This is a genomic window from Thiosulfatimonas sediminis (assembly GCF_011398355.1).
In the GTDB taxonomy this organism is placed as follows: Bacteria; Pseudomonadota; Gammaproteobacteria; order Thiomicrospirales; family Thiomicrospiraceae; genus Thiomicrorhabdus; species Thiomicrorhabdus sediminis_A.
The window spans coordinates 1,974,012-1,999,697 of the sequence record NZ_AP021889.1; the positions used below are offsets into that span (position 1 = coordinate 1,974,012).

Annotated in this window: 23 protein-coding genes and 1 tRNA gene; 14 read left to right on the forward strand and 10 right to left on the reverse strand. The window is 44.8% G+C overall.

All coding sequences use genetic code 11. The annotated features are described in order from the left end of the window. The first annotated feature begins 97 nt into the window (after positions 1-97). The 6 genes from HRR27_RS09265 (at position 98) to HRR27_RS09290 (ending at position 6,373) form a co-directional block, all read left to right on the forward strand. Positions 98-745 (forward strand): protein-L-isoaspartate O-methyltransferase family protein, encoded by a 648-nt coding sequence (locus HRR27_RS09265; protein WP_173273058.1) that lies wholly within the window; start codon positions 98-100, stop codon positions 743-745. A gap of 494 nt (positions 746-1,239) precedes the next feature. Beyond that, on the forward strand, positions 1,240-2,694 hold the full coding sequence (locus HRR27_RS09270; protein ID WP_243830817.1) for a c-type cytochrome: 1,455 nt from the start codon (positions 1,240-1,242) through the stop codon (positions 2,692-2,694). Next, complete coding sequence (locus HRR27_RS09275; protein ID WP_173273060.1) at positions 2,694-3,944, forward strand: hypothetical protein; 1,251 nt, start codon at positions 2,694-2,696, stop codon at positions 3,942-3,944. Before HRR27_RS09270 ends, HRR27_RS09275 begins: the two co-directional genes overlap by 1 nt. Positions 3,945-3,955: 11 nt before the next feature. Next, positions 3,956-4,342, forward strand: a complete 387-nt coding sequence (locus HRR27_RS09280) for a c-type cytochrome (RefSeq protein ID WP_173273062.1) — start codon at positions 3,956-3,958, stop codon at positions 4,340-4,342. Continuing rightward, positions 4,342-5,640: an FAD-dependent oxidoreductase gene (locus tag HRR27_RS09285; protein WP_173273064.1), complete on the forward strand. Its 1,299-nt coding sequence runs from the start codon at positions 4,342-4,344 to the stop codon at positions 5,638-5,640. The genes HRR27_RS09280 and HRR27_RS09285 overlap by 1 nt, the downstream gene beginning before the upstream one ends. A 19-nt stretch (positions 5,641-5,659) precedes the next feature. Continuing rightward, the gene (locus tag HRR27_RS09290; RefSeq protein ID WP_173273066.1) at positions 5,660-6,373 is read left to right on the forward strand and encodes a c-type cytochrome; all 714 of its coding nucleotides are present in this window, start codon (positions 5,660-5,662) and stop codon (positions 6,371-6,373) included. Between the two features lie 392 nt (positions 6,374-6,765). On the opposite strand, the gene HRR27_RS09295 is transcribed toward HRR27_RS09290, so the two are convergent. The 4 genes from HRR27_RS09295 to HRR27_RS09310 form a co-directional block, all read right to left on the reverse strand. Continuing rightward, entirely contained in the window at positions 6,766-7,179 is a 414-nt protein-coding gene (locus HRR27_RS09295) for a hypothetical protein (protein WP_173273068.1), read from the reverse strand. 542 nt (positions 7,180-7,721) lie between these two features. Continuing rightward, complete coding sequence (locus HRR27_RS09300; RefSeq protein ID WP_173273069.1) at positions 7,722-8,777, reverse strand: succinylglutamate desuccinylase/aspartoacylase family protein; 1,056 nt, start codon at positions 8,775-8,777, stop codon at positions 7,722-7,724. Between the two features lie 12 nt (positions 8,778-8,789). Beyond that, entirely contained in the window at positions 8,790-9,695 is a 906-nt protein-coding gene (gene rimK, locus HRR27_RS09305; protein ID WP_173273071.1) for a 30S ribosomal protein S6--L-glutamate ligase, read from the reverse strand. 266 nt (positions 9,696-9,961) lie between these two features. Continuing rightward, positions 9,962-10,243 (reverse strand): hypothetical protein, encoded by a 282-nt coding sequence (locus HRR27_RS09310; protein ID WP_173273073.1) that lies wholly within the window; start codon positions 10,241-10,243, stop codon positions 9,962-9,964. Between the two features lie 210 nt (positions 10,244-10,453). Here HRR27_RS09310 and HRR27_RS09315 point away from each other — a divergent pair. Together HRR27_RS09315 and HRR27_RS09320 are read left to right on the forward strand one after the other, a co-directional pair. Next, a tRNA-Leu gene (locus HRR27_RS09315) sits at positions 10,454-10,537 on the forward strand. A gap of 757 nt (positions 10,538-11,294) precedes the next feature. Next, entirely contained in the window at positions 11,295-13,322 is a 2,028-nt protein-coding gene (locus tag HRR27_RS09320) for an EAL domain-containing protein (protein ID WP_173273075.1), read from the forward strand. 69 nt (positions 13,323-13,391) lie between these two features. Here HRR27_RS09320 and HRR27_RS09325 read toward each other — a convergent pair whose 3' ends face one another. Next, on the reverse strand, positions 13,392-14,357 hold the full coding sequence (locus HRR27_RS09325; protein WP_173273077.1) for an AEC family transporter: 966 nt from the start codon (positions 14,355-14,357) through the stop codon (positions 13,392-13,394). A 55-nt stretch (positions 14,358-14,412) separates the two neighbouring features. Continuing rightward, positions 14,413-14,847 (reverse strand): hypothetical protein, encoded by a 435-nt coding sequence (locus HRR27_RS09330; RefSeq protein WP_173273079.1) that lies wholly within the window; start codon positions 14,845-14,847, stop codon positions 14,413-14,415. Positions 14,848-15,021: 174 nt separating this feature from the next. On the opposite strand from HRR27_RS09330, the gene HRR27_RS09335 reads away from it, so the two are divergent. The 6 genes from HRR27_RS09335 to tnpC all read left to right on the forward strand — a co-directional run bounded on the left by HRR27_RS09335 (position 15,022) and on the right by tnpC (position 18,992). After that, positions 15,022-15,435: a DUF3429 domain-containing protein gene (locus HRR27_RS09335; RefSeq protein ID WP_173273081.1), complete on the forward strand. Its 414-nt coding sequence runs from the start codon at positions 15,022-15,024 to the stop codon at positions 15,433-15,435. Positions 15,436-15,447: 12 nt separating this feature from the next. After that, complete coding sequence (locus HRR27_RS09340) at positions 15,448-16,113, forward strand: flavin reductase family protein (protein ID WP_173273082.1); 666 nt, start codon at positions 15,448-15,450, stop codon at positions 16,111-16,113. A 233-nt stretch (positions 16,114-16,346) separates the two neighbouring features. Next, entirely contained in the window at positions 16,347-16,655 is a 309-nt protein-coding gene (locus HRR27_RS09345; RefSeq protein ID WP_173273086.1) for a hypothetical protein, read from the forward strand. Positions 16,656-16,723: 68 nt separating this feature from the next. Beyond that, complete coding sequence (locus HRR27_RS09350; RefSeq protein WP_173269095.1) at positions 16,724-17,074, forward strand: transposase; 351 nt, start codon at positions 16,724-16,726, stop codon at positions 17,072-17,074. After that, the gene (tnpB, locus tag HRR27_RS09355; RefSeq protein ID WP_173269097.1) at positions 17,071-17,400 is read left to right on the forward strand and encodes an IS66 family insertion sequence element accessory protein TnpB; all 330 of its coding nucleotides are present in this window, start codon (positions 17,071-17,073) and stop codon (positions 17,398-17,400) included. The genes HRR27_RS09350 and tnpB overlap by 4 nt, the downstream gene beginning before the upstream one ends. Positions 17,401-17,417: 17 nt before the next feature. Continuing rightward, the gene (tnpC, locus tag HRR27_RS09360) at positions 17,418-18,992 is read left to right on the forward strand and encodes an IS66 family transposase (RefSeq protein ID WP_173270441.1); all 1,575 of its coding nucleotides are present in this window, start codon (positions 17,418-17,420) and stop codon (positions 18,990-18,992) included. A 229-nt stretch (positions 18,993-19,221) separates the two neighbouring features. On the opposite strand, the gene HRR27_RS09365 is transcribed toward tnpC, so the two are convergent. From HRR27_RS09365 to HRR27_RS09380, 4 genes are all read right to left on the reverse strand, one after another. After that, on the reverse strand, positions 19,222-21,144 hold the full coding sequence (locus HRR27_RS09365; protein ID WP_173273089.1) for an acyltransferase family protein: 1,923 nt from the start codon (positions 21,142-21,144) through the stop codon (positions 19,222-19,224). Positions 21,145-22,289: 1,145 nt separating this feature from the next. After that, entirely contained in the window at positions 22,290-23,306 is a 1,017-nt protein-coding gene (ilvC, locus tag HRR27_RS09370) for a ketol-acid reductoisomerase (protein ID WP_173273092.1), read from the reverse strand. 71 nt (positions 23,307-23,377) lie between these two features. Beyond that, complete coding sequence (gene ilvN / locus HRR27_RS09375; RefSeq protein ID WP_173273099.1) at positions 23,378-23,872, reverse strand: acetolactate synthase small subunit; 495 nt, start codon at positions 23,870-23,872, stop codon at positions 23,378-23,380. 15 nt (positions 23,873-23,887) lie between these two features. Beyond that, the gene (locus HRR27_RS09380) at positions 23,888-25,591 is read right to left on the reverse strand and encodes an acetolactate synthase 3 large subunit (protein WP_197905402.1); all 1,704 of its coding nucleotides are present in this window, start codon (positions 25,589-25,591) and stop codon (positions 23,888-23,890) included. Positions 25,592-25,686: the final 95 nt, after the last annotated feature.

Sequence of the window (25,686 nt, forward strand, 5' to 3'; positions counted from 1 at the left end):
AATGAATTTTTCGATATAATCAGCCGGCTAAATTTTTCGGTGCTCCCTGACTTAATCGAGCGGCTGCACCGCCAATGACAACGAAAAGGACTATCCTATGAATTTAGATCAAGCCCGTTTTTTTATGGTTGAACAACAAATCCGTCCTTGGGATGTGCTAGACCCTAAAGTTCTTGATCTTTTGATGGACACTCCTCGTCATCTATATGTCGCGGAAACCCAACAAAAATTGGCTTACAGCGACATTGAACTTCCAATTGGCGAAGGCCAAGTGATGATGGCGCCCAAAGTTGAAGGAAAAATACTTCAAGCAATCGATATTCAAGAAAATGACAGTGTATTAGAAATCGGTACTGGCAGCGGCTACTTAACCGCATTAATGGCAACTTTCGCTAAAGAAGTGACCACCGTCGAAATTTATAAAACATTGCAAGAAGCAGCAAAAGAGCGCCTAAAAGATTTTGACAACATCAACTTCCATATTGGCGATGCCAGCGAAGACTGGGCTGATAATCGCGAATACGACGTGATTGTCTTGACTGGCGCAGTCGCACAGATTCCACCGGCGTTTTTGAGCAAATTACGCATTGGTGGACGCCTAGCGGTCATTCACGGGCAATCACCGGCAATGAGCGCTGATGTGTTAACCCGAATCAGCGAACGTCAGTACCAGACTGAATCCTTGTTTGAAACCGACATCGCTTACCTAGTCAACAGCGCCAAAAGTTCAACATTTACCTTCTAAAAAAGCCTTAAGCCCTTCTTGTAAAAAGCCTGTTTTCGTCCAGTCAAAACCGGCTTTTTTAATTATGATCAACCCTTCAAAAGAACAATTAGTCTAATTGCCGACCATACGCTTGATTTTGAGTAATTTTTAAACATTTAGTGCTAAAACGCACTCATTAAACATTCCTTTTACCTGTTTATTCGTCTTTTTTTTGTTTACACTTTTTAACACTAAGAAAGTGTGCAACTGTTCCTTGCATCATTTTGGTACAGCAAAATTCTTCTAAGCTGAACGTCGCCTGGAATTGTTCTGTATCTATTTAGGTATTCGTTGCAATGTCTAGTAAGCCGGTAGATGGCCAGGCAAATAATTCAAAACAAATCCTTCCATAACTTTTTTGAATAGCAAAAGATAAGGTTTTTTTGTTTTCTACTTTTGCAAAGCACTTCTACAATGGCCAACACTCAATATCCTTATACCTAAATCAATAATTTTTATCAAAGGATCTTATTATGGACTTTATCAGCCTCTATCCGACTTGGTACGAACCCACTGTTGGCTCCGGATGGGTGGTTGCTTTGATTGCAACTTTCCACGTCCTCGCCTCGCACACGTCGGTTGGTGCCGCACTTTTATTTGCTTACCTGTCGCATAAAGCCTATCGCGAAGACCGCGATGATCTTCTCGATTTCATCAAAAAGTACGGTCTATTCTTAATGGTATTTACCTATGTTGCCGGTTCGATTACCGGTCCTGGCATCTGGTACTCCACCACAGTCGCAAGCCCGAACGGCATCGGCGCACTGATTCACTCGTTTGTTTGGAAATGGGCAACCGAATGGGTCTTCTTCGTTATCGAGGTAGTCGGTGTTTATATGCTGGTATACCTAGTGGGTAAAGTCGATAAAAAAACCCATATGAAAATCTCGGTGATTTTCGGTATGGCGTCTCTGGCGACCATGGTGATTATCGTCGGTATCCTTTCATTCATGATGCTACCGGGTAAAGAACAGTGGTTTGCTGAAGGTGGTTACCTAAACGGTTTCTACGGTACCAATACCTTTATCCAAATGGGTATGCGTATGGCGTTTATGTTCACCATGACAGCGGTTGTCGGTGGGATTGTTATCGCGAGCATTAAAGACCCAGCGTTTAAAAAAGAGATGGCGCGTAAATTGGGCTGGCTGGGGATTATCTCAACCTTAACCGGTGCGGCGATGTTCCAGTGGTACTTAACTTCCGTACCGGATCAAGCACTGCTTGTTATGGAAAACCGTCTACCGGATTACTTCGGTCCGAGCGTGATGATTGTTCTGGCGGGGACTTTGGCGTACTTCATCATCACCATGCTACGTCCGCAACTGGTCGTGCAAGGTTTTGCAGGCGCGATGACCGTTATCATTTTGGTTGCCGGTCTATGGCCTGAAGAAACCGCGCGCGAATCCATGCGTAAGCCTTATGTTGCCGGACAATACGTCTACTCGAACCAAGTCATCGGTCGCGATGTTCCGGGCATGGACATCAAATCACAACTACCGACCATCGAAAAAGTCGGTATTTTGAAAGCGCATCCATTTACTCCGGACCATCTGCGTGAAGTAAAACAAAGCAATATGATTCAAGCCGGTGAATTTATCGCCATGACTTATTGCTCGAACTGTCACTCACCGAGTAAAACGGGGATCCGTCCGCTGCATCGCTATTTCCCGGAAGGCACTTCGCAAGAGCGTATGGCGCAATATGTTAAGGGGGTTCTAACCACCGGTAACATCGCTTATATGCCGAAAATGCCGATGCTGGATTCGGAAGCCGAAGCCCTAGCGGCTTATCTAGTGATGAACAATGACGGTGGCGAGGCGGCAACGTCTGCGGCAATTGATATGGAAATTGAACAACGTGAACGCGCTCTGGCCGAGCAAAAAGCCGCTGACAAAGTGGCCAGCGTTGAATTAATGGAGGGCAAATAATGGATGCTCAAAATGTCGCTCAAGTCACTGAGATGATGTATGCCCTGCGTAACCCTGCCGGGCTGCCAACCTACCCGATTATTTTCGTCGGGCTTAACGTGCTGACCTTTGCACTGCACATTCTATTCGTCCAGCTTTTGCTAGGAACGTCTTTAGTGGCTCTGTATGGCGCTTATACCAATAACCCGCTTTGGCGTCGTTTAGGTATGGCGATGATTGATGTGGCGAAAGTTTCGGTTTCGGTTGCCATCGTCGTTGGGGTCGCTCCGCTACTGTTCGTACAGGTGGTTTATGACCCACACTGGTATACGTCCAACGTACTCTCTGCCGATTGGGTCATCGCCTTTATCTTTATTTTGATTTTGGCTTACTGGGCTATGTACTTGTATTACTTCCAAAACTACAAGCGCGAAGACAAAACTGCAGAGCCGAAATCGCGCTGGTCGCTGATTGTCAGCTTGGCGCTGATGCTATTGGTCGGTTTCATTATGCACAGCCTGACATCACAAATTCTGCACCCTGAAATGTGGAAAGAGTGGTACATGCAAAACGGCAAATTGGATTACAGTGGTGACACCTTACACGCATACAATTTCTGGCGTTATGCCTTCTTTATCTCAATGGCGATTCCGGTTGCCGGTGCAATGATGGTCACCTACCGTCGTTTCAAGATGGTGCGTGAAGATGCCGACATGCAATACCTAAACTTCGCGGCGGAAGTCGGCAAGAAATGGATTCTGGTTGGTTCGATTATCTCTACCGTACTATACGTTGCTTGGATGATGACCATTCAAGAAACCGCCGGCGATTTCGCGACTTCTTTCTGGGGCATTATCGGTGGTGTTGCCGTACTGGGTTACGCATTGTGGGCGAAGCTTCGTCTGAATGGTAAATCAGCAGATATGTGTAGCTATATGGCGTTACCTATGGCATTGGTTATCGGTTTGGTTGTGGCGACTTCTCGTGAAATCCTGCGTTACGATATCTTGAACGGTTTCTTCGGTTACGATTTCTTCGATTACAAAATCGTCATGGATTGGTACTCGACCGGCCTATTCTTCCTAACCTTCGCGATCGTTGGCGGCGTGGTACTGAGCTACTTCCTGACCATCGCATGGAAAGCCGGTCAAACCGTCGGCATTTACACCCCGGGGCCCGGCGTGCAAAAACTCGGAACCGTCGCTATTTGGGTGGTTGCCCTTTGGTTGGTGCAGTTCTTTGTCGTCGGTTTCTACGTATGGGCGCAGTAAAGGAGTACCGCATGAAAAAAACATTATTAGTTAGCTTAATCTCTGCTTCCGCCCTTTTCGGCATGAACGCAGCCAATGCCTCAGGTGCCCTGATTCCGGCAGACGAGTTTGCCAAAGACCCTGCGATTCCGGGCAAAATGCTCGGCGATAACTGCTCGGCTTGTCACGGAACCCTTGGACGTTTTTACGACGAATCCATGCCGCCACTAGCCGGTATTCCGCGTGATGTATTTATTAAACTGATGCAGGATTTCAAAAACGAAGTTCGCCCATCTATCGTGATGAACCACGTTGCTAAAGTATTTACCGATGCGGAGATTGAGCGCATGGCCGATTACTTCGCCGCGCAAGCGGATAAGCCGTGGAAAGATGAAAATGTCCTACAAGGAGCCCAGTAATGAATAACCTATCACGCCGTGAATTAATGAAGCGTTTTGGTGCCGCTGGTCTGAGCATGGGACTGTTCGGCGCCTCAAAAGAAGCTTGGTCGAAAACCGCACCGCACGTGGTCATCGTCGGTGGCGGTATCGGTGGAGTGTCTGCCGCTAAGTATCTACGTATCTTAGATAAGAACGTCAAAATCACCATTATCGAGCCGAATTTGGAATACGTTTTCTGTCCGGGTTCCAATGAAGTCCTGAACGATTTTGTCTCGATCGAAGATTTGACCGTGAATTATGAAAACATCAAGTCACGCTATGCCGTCAATATCGTCACCGATTTGGCGACCGATATCGACTACAGCGGTAAGCGCGTCAAAACCAAAGCAAACGGCTACATCCACTACGACAAGTTGATTGTTGCACCGGGGCCTGACTACAAGTTCGGCGACATCGAGGGCTACTCAAAAGAGTTGGCGCAAGGCGATTTCCCGCACGCTTGGAAAGCCGGTCCACAGACATTGAAGCTACGCGAACAGATTCACAATATGCCCAAAGGTGGTGTAGTGGCCATTTCGTCGCCGCCAATGCCATACCGCTGCCCGCCGGCACCTTATGAGCGTGCCAGCTTCATTGCCGAATGGTTATCCCACCACAACCCAACCGCAAAAGTGTTGATTCTGGATTCGAAAAACAGCTTTACCTTCCGAACGCATTACATCGACTACTGGACCAAAAAGCGCGGTTTCGGCACCAAAGACGCGATGATCGAATGGGTTCCTGCGGAAAAAGGCGGACGTGTCACACAATTAGACGCGGCCAATAAAACTTTAGTCACCGCGGACGGCGAACGCATTCAAGCGGATGTGATCAATATCATCCCCGCACATACGGCTGCGAAATTTACTCATGACACTGGATTGTCTCAAGGAAACGAATGGGTACCGATTGATCCGATGGATTATCGCTCGCGCGTCGATCAAGACGTCTACGTTGTCGGCGATGCGACCGAATCCAGCCCGATGGTAAAAACCGGCTATCTGGCCTCTAACCACTCAAAAGCGGTGGCGCAATCCATCGTTAATTCGTTTGTCGGCAAACCGCCGGTGCAACCCTTATACACCAATAATTGTGTTGCTCTGGCAGGCGAAGATTACGGTATGACCATTACCGACACCTTCCGCGTACAGAACGGCAAAATCGTCAAGCAGTACGGTCACCAGTCAACCGAACTTGATAATGATGCATTGCATCACATCCGAGCGTCGCTGGCGATGAACTGGCAGCGCGCTTTCCGCCGCGACATTTTTGAATAATTAAGACCGGAGACGATTGATGAAATTAACGAAATTACTTATCGCGACTGGCTTAAGCGTCTTAAGCGCGAACAGCGTCATGGCGAGCAACGTGCCGCATGCCGAGCCTTGGACGGCCAAAGAGTGGCTAGAAACCAAAGCCGCTATGCCGCAAGGCGATATTGACAAAGGGAAACTACTCGCTCAGGAAGGTTACTGCTACAGCTGTCATGGTGTCGGCGGTAACAACCCGACACAATCAACCCCGAGCCTCGCCGGACAAAATGCGACCTACACCTATAAGATGTTACTCGACTACAAGTCCGGGCGTTTTTATGTCGACCATAAATCGCACGTTATGGTAAATGTCATGCAGTATTACAACGAGCAGCAGATGGCCGATATGGCCGCCTATTTCGCCGCACAACCGCTGCCTTATGCCGAATATGTCGAGAAAGATGTCGACGTCGATCCGGCAATTGTGCGTTTGGTTGCCAAGGGCGACACCTCGCGCATGATTGTGCCTTGCGCCTCTTGTCACGGTGCCCACGGTGAAGGCGGCATGAACGAGACTCCGGCGCTGACCGGCCTCAGCCCACGCATGTTTATTCGTCAAATGCAGAAATACAAGGACGGTGAACGCCATAACGATGTGAATGCCGGCATGGCGCAATTCACTAAGGAGCTAACCGATGATGAGATTAAAGCGCTTGCCGATTACTATGCGCAGCTCAAACCAAGAGGAGTGAAATAATGAACGGTAAACAAGCAATTCTTTGGGGACTGATTCTCACATTTGGTTCAATTGCCATCATGTGGTTACTCAGCATGGTTACCGTGGTCAGCTAACTTGGTTAGACGACCGTCAAAACATTAAAGAGCAGATTCTCGTTTTGCTTCGACATTCATCGCCAAAGCGATGAAGCAAAAGCCCAACATCGAATCTGCACTGTGACACGCCTCTCCCAAAAAACTTGGAAAAAGTGAACAGAAAGCCTCAATAGCGAAACTATTGGTTTTTTGCCAAATCCCAGACAAAAAAAAGCGCACCAAGGTGCGCAACAAGAGGCTACTACTAAAAACTGTTTAAGTTCAACCCATTAAAAATTCGATTGGAATTTGTCCAAACAACATCACCAAACACCCTTACGAATGCGGATTAAACCTTTTTAACTCAAATACACCCTGAGTGGCTTCAATCTCATCAAAATGATTGTTTCGCCACACCATCAACATCCAACTCAAGATGACAAAAACAGCGGCAAGATACATAAAAAACATAATTGCTTGACTACTTAAACCGCTGATGCTCGATAAATAAAACGGCACTATCATCATTAATAAACTGCTAAAACTGATAAAAACCTTAAAAGGCGCACTACCTTCAATCAAAATTCCGGTATAAGTCATAGCAATAACCGCAACCATCATGCAAATCGGCACTAATTGAATAAAGTGTGCTAAAACGTCTTTCGGCAAGCTGCTTCCCATCACAAGATAGAACAAAAAACTGATGCCAATCAGGAGGCTTCCAAATGAAATTCGACAAGGCTGCATCATATACTCTCCAACACCTCAAACCATTCGCCATAAATGGTAAGTATTTATACCCAGTATACTCCAATTCATAATTAAGTAAATATACTAAATTAAATAGAAACAACACTTATCCGTAAATTCCACACAATAAAGCACTAAATGCAATTAATTTACTGCGCTTATGCAATAAAAAAGCGGCGTTAAAAACCTGAACTAATTACGAAAGTTAAGAGCGGACAGAATATCCGTCACGGTGGAGATGTGACGCAGCAAAATCGTATTCGGCGTGACAGCAGGATTGATTACAGTGATTGCCACTTCTATACGCGAAAGGCCACTCATATCTGCGGAGGAACAGAACCACTCCAAATGGTTTCAGGCTCAGAAGAATTTGCGCCTTACAATCCCGCACTGAAATCAACAAGAACTTGTTCTGTGTCTTCCTAAAATATAGGGCAATCCTTAAATGTCTTAGCGGATTTTCACATCCTCGAAATAACTAAAAAATGGCCCTGCAGGATGCCGAACAATTTTTTACTGCGCTGTAGGACGCTTTGATAGGTTTAAATTTGTGGGATATCTTTACCTTGATAAGCTTGATTTTGCATATCTTGCAACTGGTCAGAGAAATGCTCTACACGTTCTTCAGCAAGGTCGGTACGAATAAAGTGCGCGATATGAAACAAGGCTTCACCCTCATTCACTAACGGCATCACCATCTGGCCTATTACAATTCCGCTGCAGGGCGCAAACACATGAAATTCATCTTCGCCAAACGGATCGGAAACCACGCCAAGCAAGGTTTTATCTTTTTGCACGCGTGCGCCATCTTTGACTAAAGAGCGAAAAATCCCCCCTTGCGGCGCGCGTACCCAATGACTATTTTTTGCAATAATCGGTTTAGGGCGCGCCGCAACACGGCGCCCTTCCGGCAGCATTTGCAAATGGCGCATAACGTGCAAAATGCCATTTACGCCGGCGCGAATCGATGCTTCATCAAAACGCAAGGCTTCGCCCGCTTCATACAACAACACCGGAATTTTGCGCTTTACTGCGGCGGCACGCAATGACCCTTTACGCAACGCAGAATCCATAATTATCGGCGAGCCGAACGCTTGAGCCATCGCCAGTGTCTCAGGGTCTTTCAAGTTGGCGCGAATCTGCGGCAAATTAGTACGGTTGATCGCACCTGTGTGCAAATCAATGCCATGCGTACAGCGATCAATGATTTCGGTCAAAAAAAGATGCGCCATACGACCTGCTAAAGAGCCTTCCGGCGAACCGGGAAAAGAGCGGTTTAAATCACGGCGGTCTGGCAGATAGCGGCTTTGGTTAATCAGGCCAAACAAATTAACAATCGGCACGACAATTAAGGTGCCACGAATGCGCTCAATCGTTTTAATTTTTAACAAACGTCGAATAATTTCCACGCCGTTTAACTCATCACCATGAATCGCCGCACTGACAAACAAAATTGGCCCCGCACGCTTGCCATGGACCACTTGCACAGGCATATTCAATTTTGAATGGGTATACAAACGCCCTACTTCCAAACTCACCGTTTTACGTTCGCCCGGCGCAATCGAGACGCCACCAATGGTAATCGACTTTTGCTTCATGCGATTTGGCTCTCACCCCTTACCACGCGTCCGCGTATTGTGCGGACGAGCATTCTTCTCAATAAATTCAATAATCGCCGCCGCGATATTTTTGCCAGTAGCTTTTTCAATCCCTTCAATGCCCGGTGAAGAGTTAACTTCCATCACCACTGGCCCGTGGTTGGAGCGCAACAAATCCACACCACAGACATTCAATCCCATCACACGCGCCGCTTGCACTGCGGTAGCACGCTCTGCTGGGGTGATTTTAATCAAGCTCGCACTGCCACCTTGATGCAAATTAGAACGAAACTCCCCGTCTTTGGCTTGGCGCTTCATCGACGCGACGACTTTACCGTCAATCACAAAACAACGAATATCCGCACCTTTTGCCTCGGCAATAAATTCCTGTACCAGAATATTGGCTTTTAAACCGTTAAACGCTTGAATCACCGACTCAGCCGCTGAATGCGTTTCAGCCAATACCACGCCAACGCCCTGCGTGCCTTCCAGCAACTTGATAACCACAGGCGCACCGCCAACTGTCTTTAATAAGTCATTCACATCATCTGGGGAATGTGCAAATCCCGTCACAGGCAAACCAACGCCTTTACGCGACAACAATTGCAAACTGCGCAACTTATCACGCGAGCGAGAAATCGCCACAGACTCATTTAATGGATAAGTCCCCATCATTTCAAACTGGCGCAATACCGCCGTGCCGTAAAAAGTAATCGAAGCACCAATACGCGGAATAATCGCATCAAACTCTTTTAACACCCGACCTTTGTAATGCACTTCTGGTTTATTTGCGGAAATGTTCATATAACATCGCAACGCATCAATGACCTCAACCTGATGGCCGCGTTCTTCTGCCGCCTGAATAAGACGCTGCGTGGAATAAAGGTTCGCATCGCGAGATAAGATTGCAATATTCATGTTGATTCTCTAAGTAAAAGGTCACTAAAGGTCATAATAAACCGCTAAAAAAGCGATTAACTCAATGGTATATTTGAATATTCCCCAAAACATAAACGCCAAGAACGGCGACCAGGGACAGAACGGATATTCAGGGTAAAAACAGAGTTGAATTTTGGATACAAAGCAGCCAAAAAGCAATCATTATTTATATGCTAAAGATTCAAAACCGTGACAGAGTCGTAGAAGACGTCCAAATAGCGTCAAGCACCGCAGCTTTGCAAAATTTAATTCAAATTTTGATTCAGAAAGGTATTCCATTCCTGCACGGCATTGGTCGCCGCTTGATGATGCCGCTCCATCGCCCGCTCATGCTCTTCAATAAAAAGATTCATGCACTTTTTATAGTCAATAAAGTGCTTGTTAAATTCGGCAAATTCAGCGAAGTTTTGATAAGACGCCGGCTTGACCGGTTTTTGACAGCCGTGCGCAATAGCCGCCTCATCAGCAGCGTATACCAAAAAAGGAACTTGTAAGACTAAAACCGGAATCCAAAAGACTAATTTCACTAATGCGACTCATCTGTAAAATTTTAACATAATAGAAAATCATAAAGCGCATCAAACAAAAAAACAATGTAAATATTGTTTACACTTTGCCGTTAAAAGCGCTCTATCAAACCACCTAATAGAGGAGTCAATCAGCCGTAAAAACATTTTGATTTTTTTCCATTTGCCTATTGACGCCGGCAGAGAAATCACTAAAATTCAGCCCATAATGCGAGCGTGGCGGAATTGGTAGACGCACCAGATTTAGGTTCTGGCGCCTTTGGTGTGAGAGTTCGAGTCTCTCCGCTCGCACCATATTCAAAACCCTAGTTATTGATTTAACTGGGGTTTTTTCGTTTCTGGGGGTTGCGATACCCTAAAAAATACCCTAATAGTTTTTACTTCACTCTTATCTAGCCTCCACCACAGCAACTTTGCCGTGATGGGCTTAGATTCCGTAACAAGTTGATTGAGTTTATTTTTTAGATTCCAGAAGACGATGCTCTTCGCTATTCACGTTTTGGTATCTATTCCCATGCTGAGAATTGTTTCATTTTGATTGGTTAATCATTTTCTTTATAGAAAAATGAACCGATTTTTTCCTGTTGATGCACCTACCCCTAGATACAGTAACGTGCTTAAGAGAAGTTTGCGATCTATGCCCTTGCTAGGATTGGGGTAGATACCAAGCAAATTTTAAAACTTTCCGGCCGGAAGAATTTTGATGACGTTAAAAACGTACAAAAACGAGCAATCATTTCAAATAGAAAAACCTACGCAAGCGTACAGAAAAACTCATAAAAAAATTTGTTCGCGTTTATTATCAGTGAAGTTCTTACTGATGACTGACACCTTGGTAAACCATCCCCCAAGTAGCTCCTGAGAAGCTCACTGTCTAACGATCAACTGCAAACCAGCAAACGCTTATCAATCGTTTTGCCTATTCTTAATTATTCTATTGCTAAAACGCCTAAATAAAGTTGCTTTTACTACGCACTATTCCCTTGTTTTGAACAGGGAGTTAAGTAAAAATAATCCACAGTAAATAAAACCTACTTCTTGAGGTATTTAGATGGCGACTGCAGAAAAAACCAAAAAAACAATCGAAAGCATTTTTGAAGAATTTTATCTGATTGTAATGAAAGATCATTACATGGCGAGTTTTATCAACTCACATCAATTCATGGAGCGTTTGATCCAGTCGCAATCTCATTTTCTGTATCGTGCCCTTTTTGAACTCGAGGCTGAAGAAGTCTATGAGGAATATTATAAAATCGGAGCGATTCACTGGAAAATCCGTCTTGATGAAGGCTATCTGTTCAAAATGCTGAATTTCATTGAAGAACAGCTTGCCGAAAAAATTCGTACCCAACAAATCCATCTCGATTTCGATAAACTGGATGAAGTTTTCAATAAAATTCGAAACTCGACCGGCTTCGCATACATTTTCGGGAATCTGGATGATACGCTTTATGATTTGCGCCCAGTTTCCGAAGAGGGCAAGTATCTGATCACCAATATTAAACGCTTCCGTAACCACCTACTAAAAGTGCATAACTGGGGGTCTTTAATTTACGATAAAGAGTGTGAGAGTTTTATAAGCGATTTCACCACGGCTGAGCTTGGTAAAGCGCTGGCAACCATCGCTTTCCGCATCAAAAGTCACTCCAATCGAAAACAACAGCTACAAATTGAAAGCTTGAATAAGAGCATTCACCAAAAAGCGGAACTATCGATTAAATATTACGAGATGGGGAACTACACGCAAACCCTATTGATGGTTAAACATCTGGTCAACGACACTACTCTGCTCGTCACCCTTTTGGAACAGCACGAACATTATTGGCAAACCAATAAAAACGATATCATTATCGGCTTCCTGACCGAGAAAAGTCATGAAGGTGGACTTTTCAGTATTACCACCAATGCCGCGGATGTGAATGGTGCACAACTCAATAAAAGCCTGATTTCACAAATTAAGAATCACATCAAAACGGAGCTAAACCGCCACAACAACATCTTTGCTTACGACATGGAAGAAACTCTTTACATCTACAGCGAAGAGCAATCAAAACACAAAATAAACCTTCTGAACAGCATTAGCAAAATAGCGAATGATTTTGCCAAGAAAAGCAAAATGTCTATCACTGAAGCACTGTTGAACGTCGGTTTTATTGATACCAAATATCTGCAGAACCTGACCGCCGAAGAGATGAAAGAAACCATCCGCGTCATGGAAAACCGTACCGAACAACTTCCAAATGACTCTGGCGAAATCATTAACAGCGTAAACTTCGGCAAAAACATTTACCACATTATCGAAGAGATTAAACAGAACCTATACCTTAAAGAAGTGGTTACCGAAGCGATTGCCAAACAAGATATCGACCTGCACTTCCATACAATCGTGCACGTCTCCTCAGCAAAAACATTCGGCGCCGAATCATTGGTTCGCATCAAACAAGGCGATGAAATCATACCTGCCGGACGGTTCATTGATATCGTCAACGACTACAATCTATCGTTACAGTTGGATTTAGCGGTACTGGGTAGATTAATCACCGACATGCCGAAGATTTCGAAAAAACTTAAAACGTTATTCGTTAACGTCAATCCGGAAACCATTAAATCCGAGATGGCACTACAGCAATTGAAAACCTTGATTTCCAAGGCTGGCGAACACGGTTTACGTATCGTTCTTGAATTGACGGAGTACTCACTGACATCGGAATTGGATAGCCTGAAACAACTGCAGGCAGAGAACTTTGGTATCGCAGTGGATGACTTCGGTACTGGTTACACCAACTTCGAGATTGTTAAGACATTGAAAGATCAAGGACTGATTCAAGTGCTTAAGGTTGACGGAAGCTTAGTTAAATCGATTAATGAATCAGAAACTGCACAGTCATTACTTGAAGCGATTATCTTGCTCGGAACAAAACTTGGTTTGGATCTGGTTTTGGAATATATCGAAGACGAAGAAATCGTTCAAAAACTGCAGGATATCAACAAGCTCTTGGAGTCGGCAGGGATTGTTTTCGGCCAAGGTTGGCATTATTCACGCCCACAACCAATCGGTGAGTTGAAGATCGCCTCTTAATCAAATGCAATCGCAAATAGAAATCCCCTAAAGGTTTTGTTCTTGGGGGGGATTGCTGTCGGTAATCAATCACAAACCGAACAAGTGCATTAATACCGATAAACTGATTATCGAAAGTACGGTTGAAATAAGTATGGTTTGTGCGGTAACCAAAGCGTCTCTGCGATAAAATTCCGCCAACATATATGGTCCCGTCCCTGTCGGCAAAGCCGCCAAAATAATAGCCATCAGCGCCATTTCCGTATCCATCTTAAATACACTGAACGCAAGCCATGCCACCAACAGTGGTTGCAAAACTAATTTAACGACACTTAAACTCAGTGCGGTCTGGCGGATACTCCAATTTTTTGTACGCTCATCATCCCACGCAATCGCTAAAAACAGCCCAAGACTGACCAAAGCAGCGGGGCTGGCCGCACCAGCCAATAGACCTAAAAAATTATCTACCGCTTGCGGCAAACTATAGGGTGTGGCGGCAAACAAACCACCCGCTATGGGCGCAAAAACTAAGGGATTTTTTAACACTGAGCGTAGCACATTCCAGAGACGCAAATACCAAGCCATTTGACGATGCAAGGCACTCTCGATGAGCACAATCGCAAAGCCGAACAATAAAGAGACGACAATCACACTGGCTATGGCCGTTGGTATCTCACTGGCGCTACCAAACACCAAAAACATCAACGGAAAACCAATATAACCGGTATTGGAATAGGCGGCCGCAAGGCTGTCAACACTGGCATCGGCTAACGACTTATGGCGCAGTAAACGCCAACCAAGCACCCCAAAAAACACCACAAAGGAAGCAATGCTAAAAACGGCAATGAAGTCGCTTTGCCACATCTGCTGCCAATCACTTTTCGCCATAATAGTGAACAACAAAGCCGGCAAAGCTAGCCACACCACAAAACGACTAAGTTCCCGCGCCGCGTGCTCTCCCATAATATGAGTGCGATAAGCAACAAAACCGGCAGCAATCAATGCAAAAACCGGAAATAGCACCGAAAACGTATCGAGCGTCTGTTGAATATTCATACTTTGGTTTTACCCAAGCCGCGTTTCGCCATCGATGAAAAACCTTAAAAAACGTTTAAAACGACTTTTGTAAATAAGGATGATAATAATCACAAATTTTAGCCAATTGAGTTTCATCAGCACTCGGATTCACGACGGGTAAAGGCGGTAAAAACCCAAGATTACGCATACCTTGTGTACAGCCTTGAATTTTTTGAAATAGCGCAAGATGAAATACTTTTTTTGAAAAATCGACAACCGTGCGCTGCGCTTCCGCCCGTTTACCACTCTGACACAAATCCAAAAGACGATTGTCCAAATCATTAAGCTGCGCCTCTAGCTGAATCTGCTGGATTTCATCAATATCCTGCAGGCAAAGCTCCATTGCGCGCTTTTCATGCGCCAACTGTTTCATTCCAGGTTGAGTAAAATCGGTCGTATCTACTGCGCCACTTAGGGTACTCACCGAAAACAACAACGCCACCAAAACCCCTTTGCTATAGCACCCCATAACGCACCTCTCAAAAACAAATTAGCACGCAATGATACCCGACAAAAATAAAAAGCCGAATTAATAAAATTGATTCAAACCTTGTAGCTTTTGTTATACAGATAAGGCAAGCCTACACAACCTATACAGTTAATGTACAATAACTAAACAAAAACTAACAAGGCGTCATATAACATGAAAACGATGCACACAATTTTAGGTTTTTTAGGACTAATACCATTTATTGGCTTAAGCGCATTAAGCATTGCAAATTGGCACGCTGCAGATTTCATGCTGGCCAGTTACAGTGCACTCATCATCAGTTTTTTAGCCGGCGCACTTTGGACATGGACGCTGGTCAAAACACAGCCAACATGGTTAAGCGTGGTATCGAATCTAATCATGCTAGTGAGCTGGTTACTGCTCTGGCTTGCATGGCATGGTGCTGGCGCAAACATATTCTTTGCCCTTGCCGCCTTACTAATCACCTTAAATCTAGTTGAATATCAACAGCTCAAAAATGAAATCCCAAGCAACTATTTAACATTCAGAATCCGCCTTACTCTGATTGCAAGCTTAAGCCTTCTAAGTGCCGCCGTCTTAAACTAAGAGAAAACCACCATGCAAACCCAGCCCCCACAACACCAACATTGGAATAAAAGCGCGCTAGACAAACTCACTAAAGAACAGAGTATTCATCTAATCAACGCCATCACCGGCATCAAGCCAGCGAATGTGATCGGCTCACAAGATGCCGCTGGACACAGTAATTTAGCGATTTTTAGTTCAATCGTGCATATGGGCAGCCGCCCACCAGTCATTGGCTGTATTTTGCGCCCAAGCATCAACGGCAATCGCCACACCTACGAAAACATCAAACAAACCGGCGTCTATACCATCAACAGCGTGTCTTCCGATTGGAGCGACAAAGCACACTACACTTCGGCGCGCTTTGCTCGAAACGAATGTGAATTTATCCACTGCGGATTGAACAAACAATATTACGATGACTTTCCCGCCCCTTTCGTACAAGAAGCCGCCATCCAAATCGGCTTAAAACTAGTCGAAGAAATACCCATTCAAATTAATGACACAAAATTACTGATTGGTGAAGTCGTCAGACTCTCAATTGCCGAACAAGGAATCGACTCAGACTTGCAACTCAATCTAGAAAAACTCAACCTTACAGGCATCAGCGGCCTCAACCGCTACTACAAACTCGCACTGCAAAAAGAATACCCCATCGCAAAAGTTGGCAAACTCCCACAAAACAAAAAAGAGGCATAATGCCTCTTTTCAAAAATCGGTTAATTTTATTCAGACCCGAATGATTAAATCGAGCACTGAGCATTTTTAGATTTAATTTTACTCTGACACCTTTATTTGCACCGCATCCTAGAAAACTAGGGTGTGGGTAAATTGTCGCTTACAGAACTTTGAAGGTTCACAGCAAAACATAACCAGTGTTTCTGGAGGCGTTGCTGGGCGAGATATCGTTTTATCTAAGAAAGAGAAATAAAGTGCAACAGAATATTGAAAATGCTGAGTATGTGGCTGGCAGAGATATTCATAACTCTATTTTGCCTAGGGAGTTACCCGAAACCGAAAAGCAATCATTGTTTTATCGTGCAACAGGGATATCCTGTACCGCAAAAGAAAGAGTGGAGTTAGAAAAACTGATTTCAGACCATGACTTCACCGCTAAAGAAATCATGATGACCCGCCAAGCTAAAGTGCTTGTTTTTGATGAAACTTCAGGTCAGTTAAAACTCAAATACAACCCCTTTTTTAAGTACTTTATGTATGTATTATTCGTAACCGTCCGGTAAACACCTCTTACCAACCACACTTATCTGTGAATAATTAGGTGCCCACGTATTTTAAATGGGCACTTATTATGACAGACACACTATCAACGCTTCCCACAGTCAAAAAGATTCGCCGTCGCTACTCACGGGAATTCAAACAGCAGGTTTTGACCGCTTGCGAGGACCCTAACACCTCGATTGCACAAGTGGCTCGAGACTACGGCATCAATGCCAATCAAATACAGAACTGGAAGCGTCAGCTTAAAAAACGCCATGCTTCCCAAGCGGCATTTATTCCGCTGGTCTTGAACGATCTGCCGCCGTCATCGCCTCAAACGCTCTTGGTCGAACTGCCTGCACCTCAAGGCAAGATTGCTGTGCACTGGCCTGTCACAGAATTGGCCAAATTAAGCGCCTTTGTCAAGTCGGTGCAGTCATGATTCGCATTGATCATTATTGGCTGGCGACTGAACCCATGGATATGCGTGCAGGACCCGATACCGCATTAGCTCGTGTCATTGCCGTGTTTGGTGAGGCCAAGCCCCATCATGCGTATCTGTTTGCCAATAAGCGTGGCAATCGAATGAAGATACTGATCCACGATGGCTTAGGCATCTGGCTGTGTGCTCGACGTTTGAATCAAGGTAAATTCCATTGGGCTGAGCTGTGGCGCGGCGATTCCGTGACACTCTCACCTGAACAATGTCTGGCTCTGGTGCAAGGCTTGCCTTGGCAACGGCTCGAGACTTCCTTATCACTGAGTTAGTCTTTATAATCCGCGGCATGAAAACAATGCCAAACCTCCATCAACTCTCTGCCGACCAGTTACGAACACTGGCGGCGCAGTTATTCATTCAGGTCGAGACTCAAGAAGCTCGTCTTCAAGAAAAAGACCAACGCATTGCGGCCAATGCCAAAGAGATTCAGCACAAGACCCTAAAAATCGATCAACTCACCTATGAGTTAGCCTATCTCAGACGTTTAAAATTCTCACACAAAAGTGAACAGATCAGCGCCTTACAGATGACACTGTTGGATGAAGTGACCGATGCCGACATTGCGGCGATTGAATCGGAACTGGATGCGCTTAGAGACAAAACCGACACAGCGCAACCAAAGAAAAAACCTAAGCGTCAGCCGCTACCCGAAAACCTACCTCGTCTTGACATCCGTCATGATCCCGAATCCACCACCTGTTCATGTGGCTGTCAATTACGCCATATTGGTGAAGACGTCAGTGAGAAGCTGGATTATCTGCCCGGGACGTTTCAAGTGGAACGTCATATTCGCTCCAAATGGGCGTGCGATGCCTGTGAAACTCTGATTCAAAAACCGATGCCCCCACAAATCATTGACAAAGGTCTGCCAACCTCTGGGTTACTCGCACATCTGCTCATCGCCAAATACGCTGATCACTTACCGCTGTATCGTCAAGCTCAGATCTTTGAACGGGCCGGTGTTAAATTACCCAGTTCCACTTTAGCCGAATGGGTCGGCGTCTGTGGTGTTCAACTTGAACCGGTGGCTCAAGCACTCAAAGACTTTTTGCTGACGCAACCGGTCTTGCACGCCGATGAAACCCCAGTGCCCATGCTCAAGCCGGGGAATAAGAAAACCCATAAAGCCTATCTGTGGGCCTACACCAATCCAGCCAATGCACAACATAAGGCGGTGTATTACCACTTTAGTGAAGGACGAAACGGCAAGTTTGCACGAGAAGTGCTGCAAGACTGGAAAGGCGCACTGGTGTGTGATGACTATCCTGGGTACAAAGCCAGTTTTAAACAAGGCGTGACCGAAGTCGGTTGCATGGCGCATGCCCGTCGTAAGTTCGTGGAACTGCATGAAAGCGGCAAAAGCACGATTGCCATTCAAGCCATTGAACTAATGGGGCAACTTTACGCGATTGAAAAAGAGATTCAACCCTTAGCCCCAGAGGAACGACAGACCATTCGGCAGCAAAAATCCAAACCGATTATGGACTTGCTGCTCAAATGGCTGCAGGTCCATCGAGAAAAAGTGCCCAAAGGTGGGGCAACGGAAAAAGTGATTCACTATAGCCTGAAACGTTGGGATGCCTTAAGCCGATACCTCGGAGATGGCCGCCTGCCCATCGATAATAACTGGGTGGAAAATCAAATCCGACCTTGGGCGTTAGGTCGCAAGAATTGGCTGTTTGCCGGCAGTCTGCGCAGTGGTCAACGTGCGGCGAATATTATGAGCTTGATTCAATCGGCCAAGAATAACGGCCTGGATCCTTACGCCTATCTCAAAGACGTGCTTGAACGCTTGCCCACCCATAAAGCCAGTCAAATCGACCAACTCCTACCGCACAATTGGCAACCTAGCAACCGGTGATTGCCGGACGCTTACTATTATTCACAATTAACTCTTTTTTAATCTCATGGTCTGGCATGGAAATTATGACAACTTACAAAATTCACCTTTTCCCAGACAATTTAATTTTCATAGCAAGCTTTGCAGGCTACGGTGTCATAATCTATTTATTCGGAAGGTACGGAATTTGGCCTTTTAGACCCATCCAACGCCTTAAGATAGCGTTGAATGAGATGAACCAGCAATAACGTTAATTTTTAGGGTTTGACTTAAACACCTCTTCGAACATCGGCACCAAGAATTTATTGCCGTATTCACTGAGATGGTCATCGTCATAGTAAAGTGGACGGCCGTTTTTTGAGCCATAGCAATATTTGTCATCACAGAGATAAGGCAATGGGTTCAATATTTTTGCTCCACACTCAGCTGAAGCTTTATCCTGAGCCTCCCAAACAACCTTATTTACTTGATGATATTCATCTAATGAGATTTTTATATCATCACTTTCTCTACCAAAAATAATATTTCTTGATAACGTTTTAGGGACATTAACAGGCATTCCAGGTATCGGTCTAGTCAGATATACATCTTTTGATTCTGCGTAGTGGCAAGTCTGTTTAACTAAAGAATTCACAAACTCATCCGAATTTTTAAATGTGTGTGACCAAGATGTGTTAACTATAAATAAAGGGATATTTTCTTGGTATTTTTCAATATACTTCATTGTTGTGTTATTTGGACCTATACATGATTGAGCTTTTCCATATTCTGAAATAAAAAATGGGCAACCATGCATCCCACCTAAATATAGCACGCTTTGATTAAACTCATCAGCAGCTTCAAATATTGCACCAGCAACAGCCTCTGAGTGTGAGTCCCCAATAATTATTGCATTAGGTTTGTTTTCTTTTTTATCACTAACAATACCGTTAGCAAATAAGCATTCATCATAGCTATCTGAAAAGTGCCTATATCTACAGGAACGAGCTTCCCAGTTACGGTTTGTACTTTCTGATGCCGCAATGTCAATAGAACGTTCAACTCTATCGGAAAATGTTACATTTTGAATAGCAATGCTAACGAGCAGGAGTATTGATGCAACTGCTGAAATCAATGAAACTTCTTTAATTAGATGCGATTTAGTTAGATATTTACGCGTTGGAACTTCAACAAACTTATAAGACAAGTGTGCTAAAACAATACTCAAAATGAAAGCCCCAATCACCCAACTCCATGTGTTTTGTAAGCTCGAAAAATATAGGGCGACGACTAAGGGCCAATGCCAAAGGTATAAAGAATAAGAGCGGTCACCCAACCATTGAGCAAGTTGATTGTCTGTTAATTTACAATTTTCACGGTGTCCTAAAATTATCAGACTAGTTCCAAGAACAGGTACAGCAGCCCAAAATCCTGGCCAAGAAAGGCTTTCATTTATAAAAAAGAAACTGATAAGAATTAATATCCAGCCAACCCAGTAACCATTTTTCTTTAGGGCTTCTGGCGCAAATCCTTGTTTTGCTGTTAAATAAACTAAACTACCAGCTAGCAACTCCCAAGCACGGGAAGGTATCAAATAAAAAGCGCCGCTTGGATTTAGTGTGATTAGAAAATTGCTGATAGAAAAAGACAATACGAAAACAACTAAAACTCCAATAGTCAAAGCTCTTATATTCTGCCAATATCGCCATATCAGAGAAACAAAAATGGGATACAAAATATAGAATTGAGCTTCTACCGCCAATGACCAAGTATGAAGTAACCATTTTTCTTGAGAAGCAGTATCAAAATATCCAGCCTCTCGCCAAAAAAACATATTTGAGAGAAATCCTATCCCGTATGCTGACTGAGCACCTAACGCTTGATAATCGGGTGTTGGCAACCAAAACCAACCTAATGCTAGTAACACGGCTATGACAGCGAGTAAAGCGGGCAAAATCCTTCTGGCACGTGCCATATAGAATTTCCAAATGGAAAAGTTCCCTTTCTCATAACCACCCACAATGATTGCAGTCATCAAATAACCAGAGATAACAAAGAAAACATCGACCCCAGCAAAACCACCAGGCAAACCAATTAATGAAAAGTGAAATAAAAGAACAGCAATCACTGCCCATGCACGCAGACCGTTAATATCCTCTCTGAACTTAACGGGAGAAGGTAAATGTTGATACATGAAAAATTAACTCTTAAAAACAAATAGATTGAATCATATACGAAAGTACTTATTGAGTCATTGCTATGAAGCTAAATTAATTTTCAAATGGGGACTTTGAAGTGAACCAACTGGTCACTTTACCTTTGGAATAGGTGATGCTTTTTACACTGGAAAGGTATGGTACTTTGAAGTGAAATACTCATCAATTTGACAGAGTATTTAATATTGCAGATTTAAACCTGTCATTGATAACAGTTATTTGCTGTAGATATTAAGGCAAAAAAATGCAGATTTCCATACATATATCTAGCTTTTTTTTAAATGCGATTTTAGCGCGCGCTTTTGAAGGAAATATTCGTTCCCACGCAGGAGCGTGGGAACGAGATAAACCCGCCATCAAAGTAGATTGCCACGGCCTGAAGGCCTCGCAATGACCGTCGTTTTTTCTAGATGCCTAAAAACAAAAAAACCAGCGCAAAGTCTGGTCTTTTCTTAAAACTTTTTTCGAGGCGTTTTGCTGAAGATTGAGACATTTTTATGGGAAGTATGCATTCCCACGCGGGAGCGTGAGAACGAGATAAACCCGCCGTTAAAGTAGATTGCCACGGCCTGAAGGCCTCGCAATGACCGTCGTTTTTTCTAAATGCCTAAAAACAAAAAAGAGACTCTAAGCCTCTTTTGCATTCCCACGCAGAAGTGTGGGAACGAGATAAATTTTAGCGAGCGTTTTGCTGAAGATTGAGACATTTTTATGGGAAGTATGCATTCCCACGCGGGAGCGTGGGAACGAGATAAACCCGCCGTTAAAGTAGATTGCCACGGCCTGAAGGCCTCGCAATGACCGTCGTTTTTTCTAGATGCCTAAAAACAAAAAAACGGCATAAAGCCGGTTCTTCAAACATTCAATTTTAGCGAGCGTTTTGCTCAAGGTCGAGGCGCTTTTCGGGGAAGTGTACAACTAGTACACAACTCGGAAAGCAACAAAGAGATTGAGCTAACAAGCCATCTAAAAACAAAAAAACCGACATATAGCCGGCTTTCTAAGACAATCCTAAAAAGGAGATAGTTTGTTCGAGTTCAAGGCGCTTTTTGGCGACGTGTACATCGAGTACACGAGCTAAAAAGCAACACAGAAATCGGGCAAACTAGACCTTTTTAAAAAATTAGTTTTTGTCTTGGTCGATGATTTTGTTCGCTTGAATCCAAGGCATCATCGCACGCAGTTTGCCACCAACCAATTCGATTGGGTGTTCTGCGTTTAGACGACGCATTGCCGTCATTGATGGGTAACCCGCTTGACCTTCTAGGATGAAGTTTTTCGCGTATTCACCAGATTGGATGTCAGCCAGTGCTTGACGCATCGCTTCACGAGACTCTTCGTTGATTACGCGAGGACCGGTTACATACTCACCGTACTCAGCGTTGTTTGAGATTGAGTAGTTCATGTTCGCGATACCGCCTTCGAACATTAGGTCTACGATTAGCTTAAGCTCATGTAGACATTCGAAGTAGGCCATTTCTGGCTCATAGCCAGCTTCAACTAGGGTTTCGAAGCCCATTTTAACTAGGTCAACCGCGCCGCCACAAAGCACCGCTTGCTCACCGAATAGGTCAGTTTCACACTCTTCACGGAAAGTCGTTTCTAGGATACCGGTACGACCACCACCAACAGCAGAAGCGTAAGACAGTGCGATGTCGCGCGCGTTACCAGAAGCGTCTTGTTCGATTGCGATTAGATCAGGAATACCGCGACCAGCAACGAACTCAGAACGCACTGTGTGACCTGGCGCTTTTGGCGCGATCATGATGACGTCTAGGTCTTTGCGTGGAACAACTTGGTTGTAGATGATTGCGAAACCGTGCGCGAATGCCAATGCAGCACCTTGCTTGATGTTTGGTTCGATTTCGTTTTTATAAAGCGTTGATTGGAATTCATCTGGCGTCAGGATCATAACCACATCTGCACCGGCAACCGCCGTTGGGACGTCAGCGGTTTTTAGGCCGTAACCTTCTGCTTTTTTAATAGAAGAAGAACCTGGACGAAGACCGACAACAACGTCAACACCTGAATCTTTTAGGTTTGCTGCATGTGCATGACCTTGTGAGCCGAAACCGATAACGGCAACTTTTTTGCCTTGGATGATTGATAGATCGCAGTCTTTATCGTAATAAGCTTGCATGTTTTATCCTTAAATCAAAGGCGGAATCGCTTCCGCCGTTAGTTACATAAAAAGTGTTTTGTACGCGTGTCTTAGCTAAGCTGTAGACACTTTTCACCACGAAGAATCCCCATGGTGCCAGAGCGCACGGTTTCCAGAATCAATCCGGAATCCAAAATTTTGATAAACGCATCGAGTTTGGTGCTGTCACCAACCATCTGAAGGGTATAAGTGGTGCTGGTAACATCAATAATGTCGGCACGGAAAATATCCGCTAAACGCTTATATTCCTCACGCATTTCACCGGTTGCGGCAACTTTGATTAACATCAGTTCGCGTTCAATGTGCGCACCTTCTGTTAAATCCAGCACCTTAACCACGTCGATAAGACGGTTAAGGTGCTTAACGATCTGCTCAATCTCCTGCTCGGTACCCGAGGTAACCAAGGTTAGGCGCGACAAAGATTCGTCTTCCGTTGGTGCGACCGTTAAAGCGTGAATGTTATATCCGCGAGCGGAAAACAAGCCTGAGACACGGGATAGCGCGCCTGATTCGTTTTCCATCAGCATTGAAATAATATGTTTCATCTTGTGTTTGCCCCTTTACACCAAAATCATCTCATTCAAACCTGCGCCCGCCGGAATCATTGGGTACACGTTCTCTTGTTGATCGGTGAGGATGTCTACAAACACCAAACGGTCTTTATATTTCTCGGAGAAAACTTCATCCAACTGCGCTTGCATGGTTTTTGGATCTTCAATACGCACGCCAACGTGGCCGTAAGATTCCGCCAACTTAACGAAATCCGGTAAAGAGTCCATGTACGACATCGAGTAACGACGCTCATAGAAGAACTCTTGCCACTGACGAACCATCCCTAAGAACCCATTGTTCAAACAGATGATCTTGACCGGCAATCCATATTGTAAACAGGTGGACAATTCTTGAATATTCATCTGAATTGACCCTTCACCAGTGACGCAAACGCTGATTGCGTCAGGATGTGCCATTTGCACACCCATCGCCGCCGGTAGACCAAATCCCATGGTACCCAAACCGCCAGAGTTAATCCAACGACGTGGTTTTTCAAACGGGTAATACTGCGCTGCGTACATTTGGTGCTGACCAACATCCGAAGATACATAAGCATCACCGTTGGTTGCTTTCCAGACAGCCTGTACTGCCGCTTGCGGTTTAATCTTTTTGCCCGTGGTGTCGTAACGCAAACAGTTCGTGGCACGCCACTCTTCAATCTGCTGCCACCAGTCCGCCAAAGCCGCCTCGTCCTTTTGCTGTTTGGTGTTATCCAAAACTTGAATCATCTCTGTTAAGACTTGCTTAACCGGACCAACAATCGGTATATCGACAATCACGTTTTTCGAAATCGATGCAGGATCAATATCGACATGAATGATTTTGGCGTGCGGGCAGAATTTTTCCAGATTACCGGTAACGCGGTCATCAAAACGCGCGCCTATGGCAATGATGACATCCGAATGATGCATCGCCAAATTCGCTTCGTAAGTACCGTGCATTCCCAACATACCTAACGCTTGTTTATCAGAAGCCGGAAAAGCCCCCAATCCCATGAGCGTTTGATTAATCGGGAAGCCCAATTTACGCGTTAGCGTTGTCAGTTCCTCAGAAGCGTCACCTAAAATGACACCACCACCGGTATACAGAATCGGACGTTTTGCAGAAAGCATCATTTCCACGGCTTTCTTAATCTGTCCACTATGGCCTTTTGTTACAGGCAAATAGGAGCGTATCTCAACTTCTTGTGGATAGACATAGTTGCTTTTGGCGTTTTGAACATCTTTCGGAATATCAACGACAACCGGGCCTGGTCGACCTGTTGTGGCGAGATAGAAGGCTTTTTTGAGCGTCTCTGCCAGATCATTAACATCCTTGACCAAGAAGTTGTGTTTTACGATTGGTCTGGTAATCCCGACAGTATCAATCTCTTGGAACGCATCCAAACCGATTAATGCTGTTGGCACCTGTCCGGTAATGCACACCATTGGAATCGAATCCATATAGGCGGTTGCAATACCGGTAACCGCGTTAGTCGCGCCAGGGCCGGAGGTTACCAAAACCACTCCTGGTTTACCTGTAGAGCGCGCATAGCCGTCTGCCGCATGGACAGCCGCCTGTTCGTGACGCACCAAAATATGATTTAGGGTTTTTGCGTCCGTATCTAGGGCATCGTAAATCGGCAGTACTGCACCGCCCGGATACCCCCAAATATGCTCTACGCCCTCGTCTTGTAAAAAGTGGACAAGAATTTGGGCACCAGTCATTTCCACAACAATGGTCCTCTTTGGTTATAGCCAAGTCACCAACAATGGATTACATAGGGCGACTTAGAGAAAAAATCGACGCCCGAACAACATACGCCGTT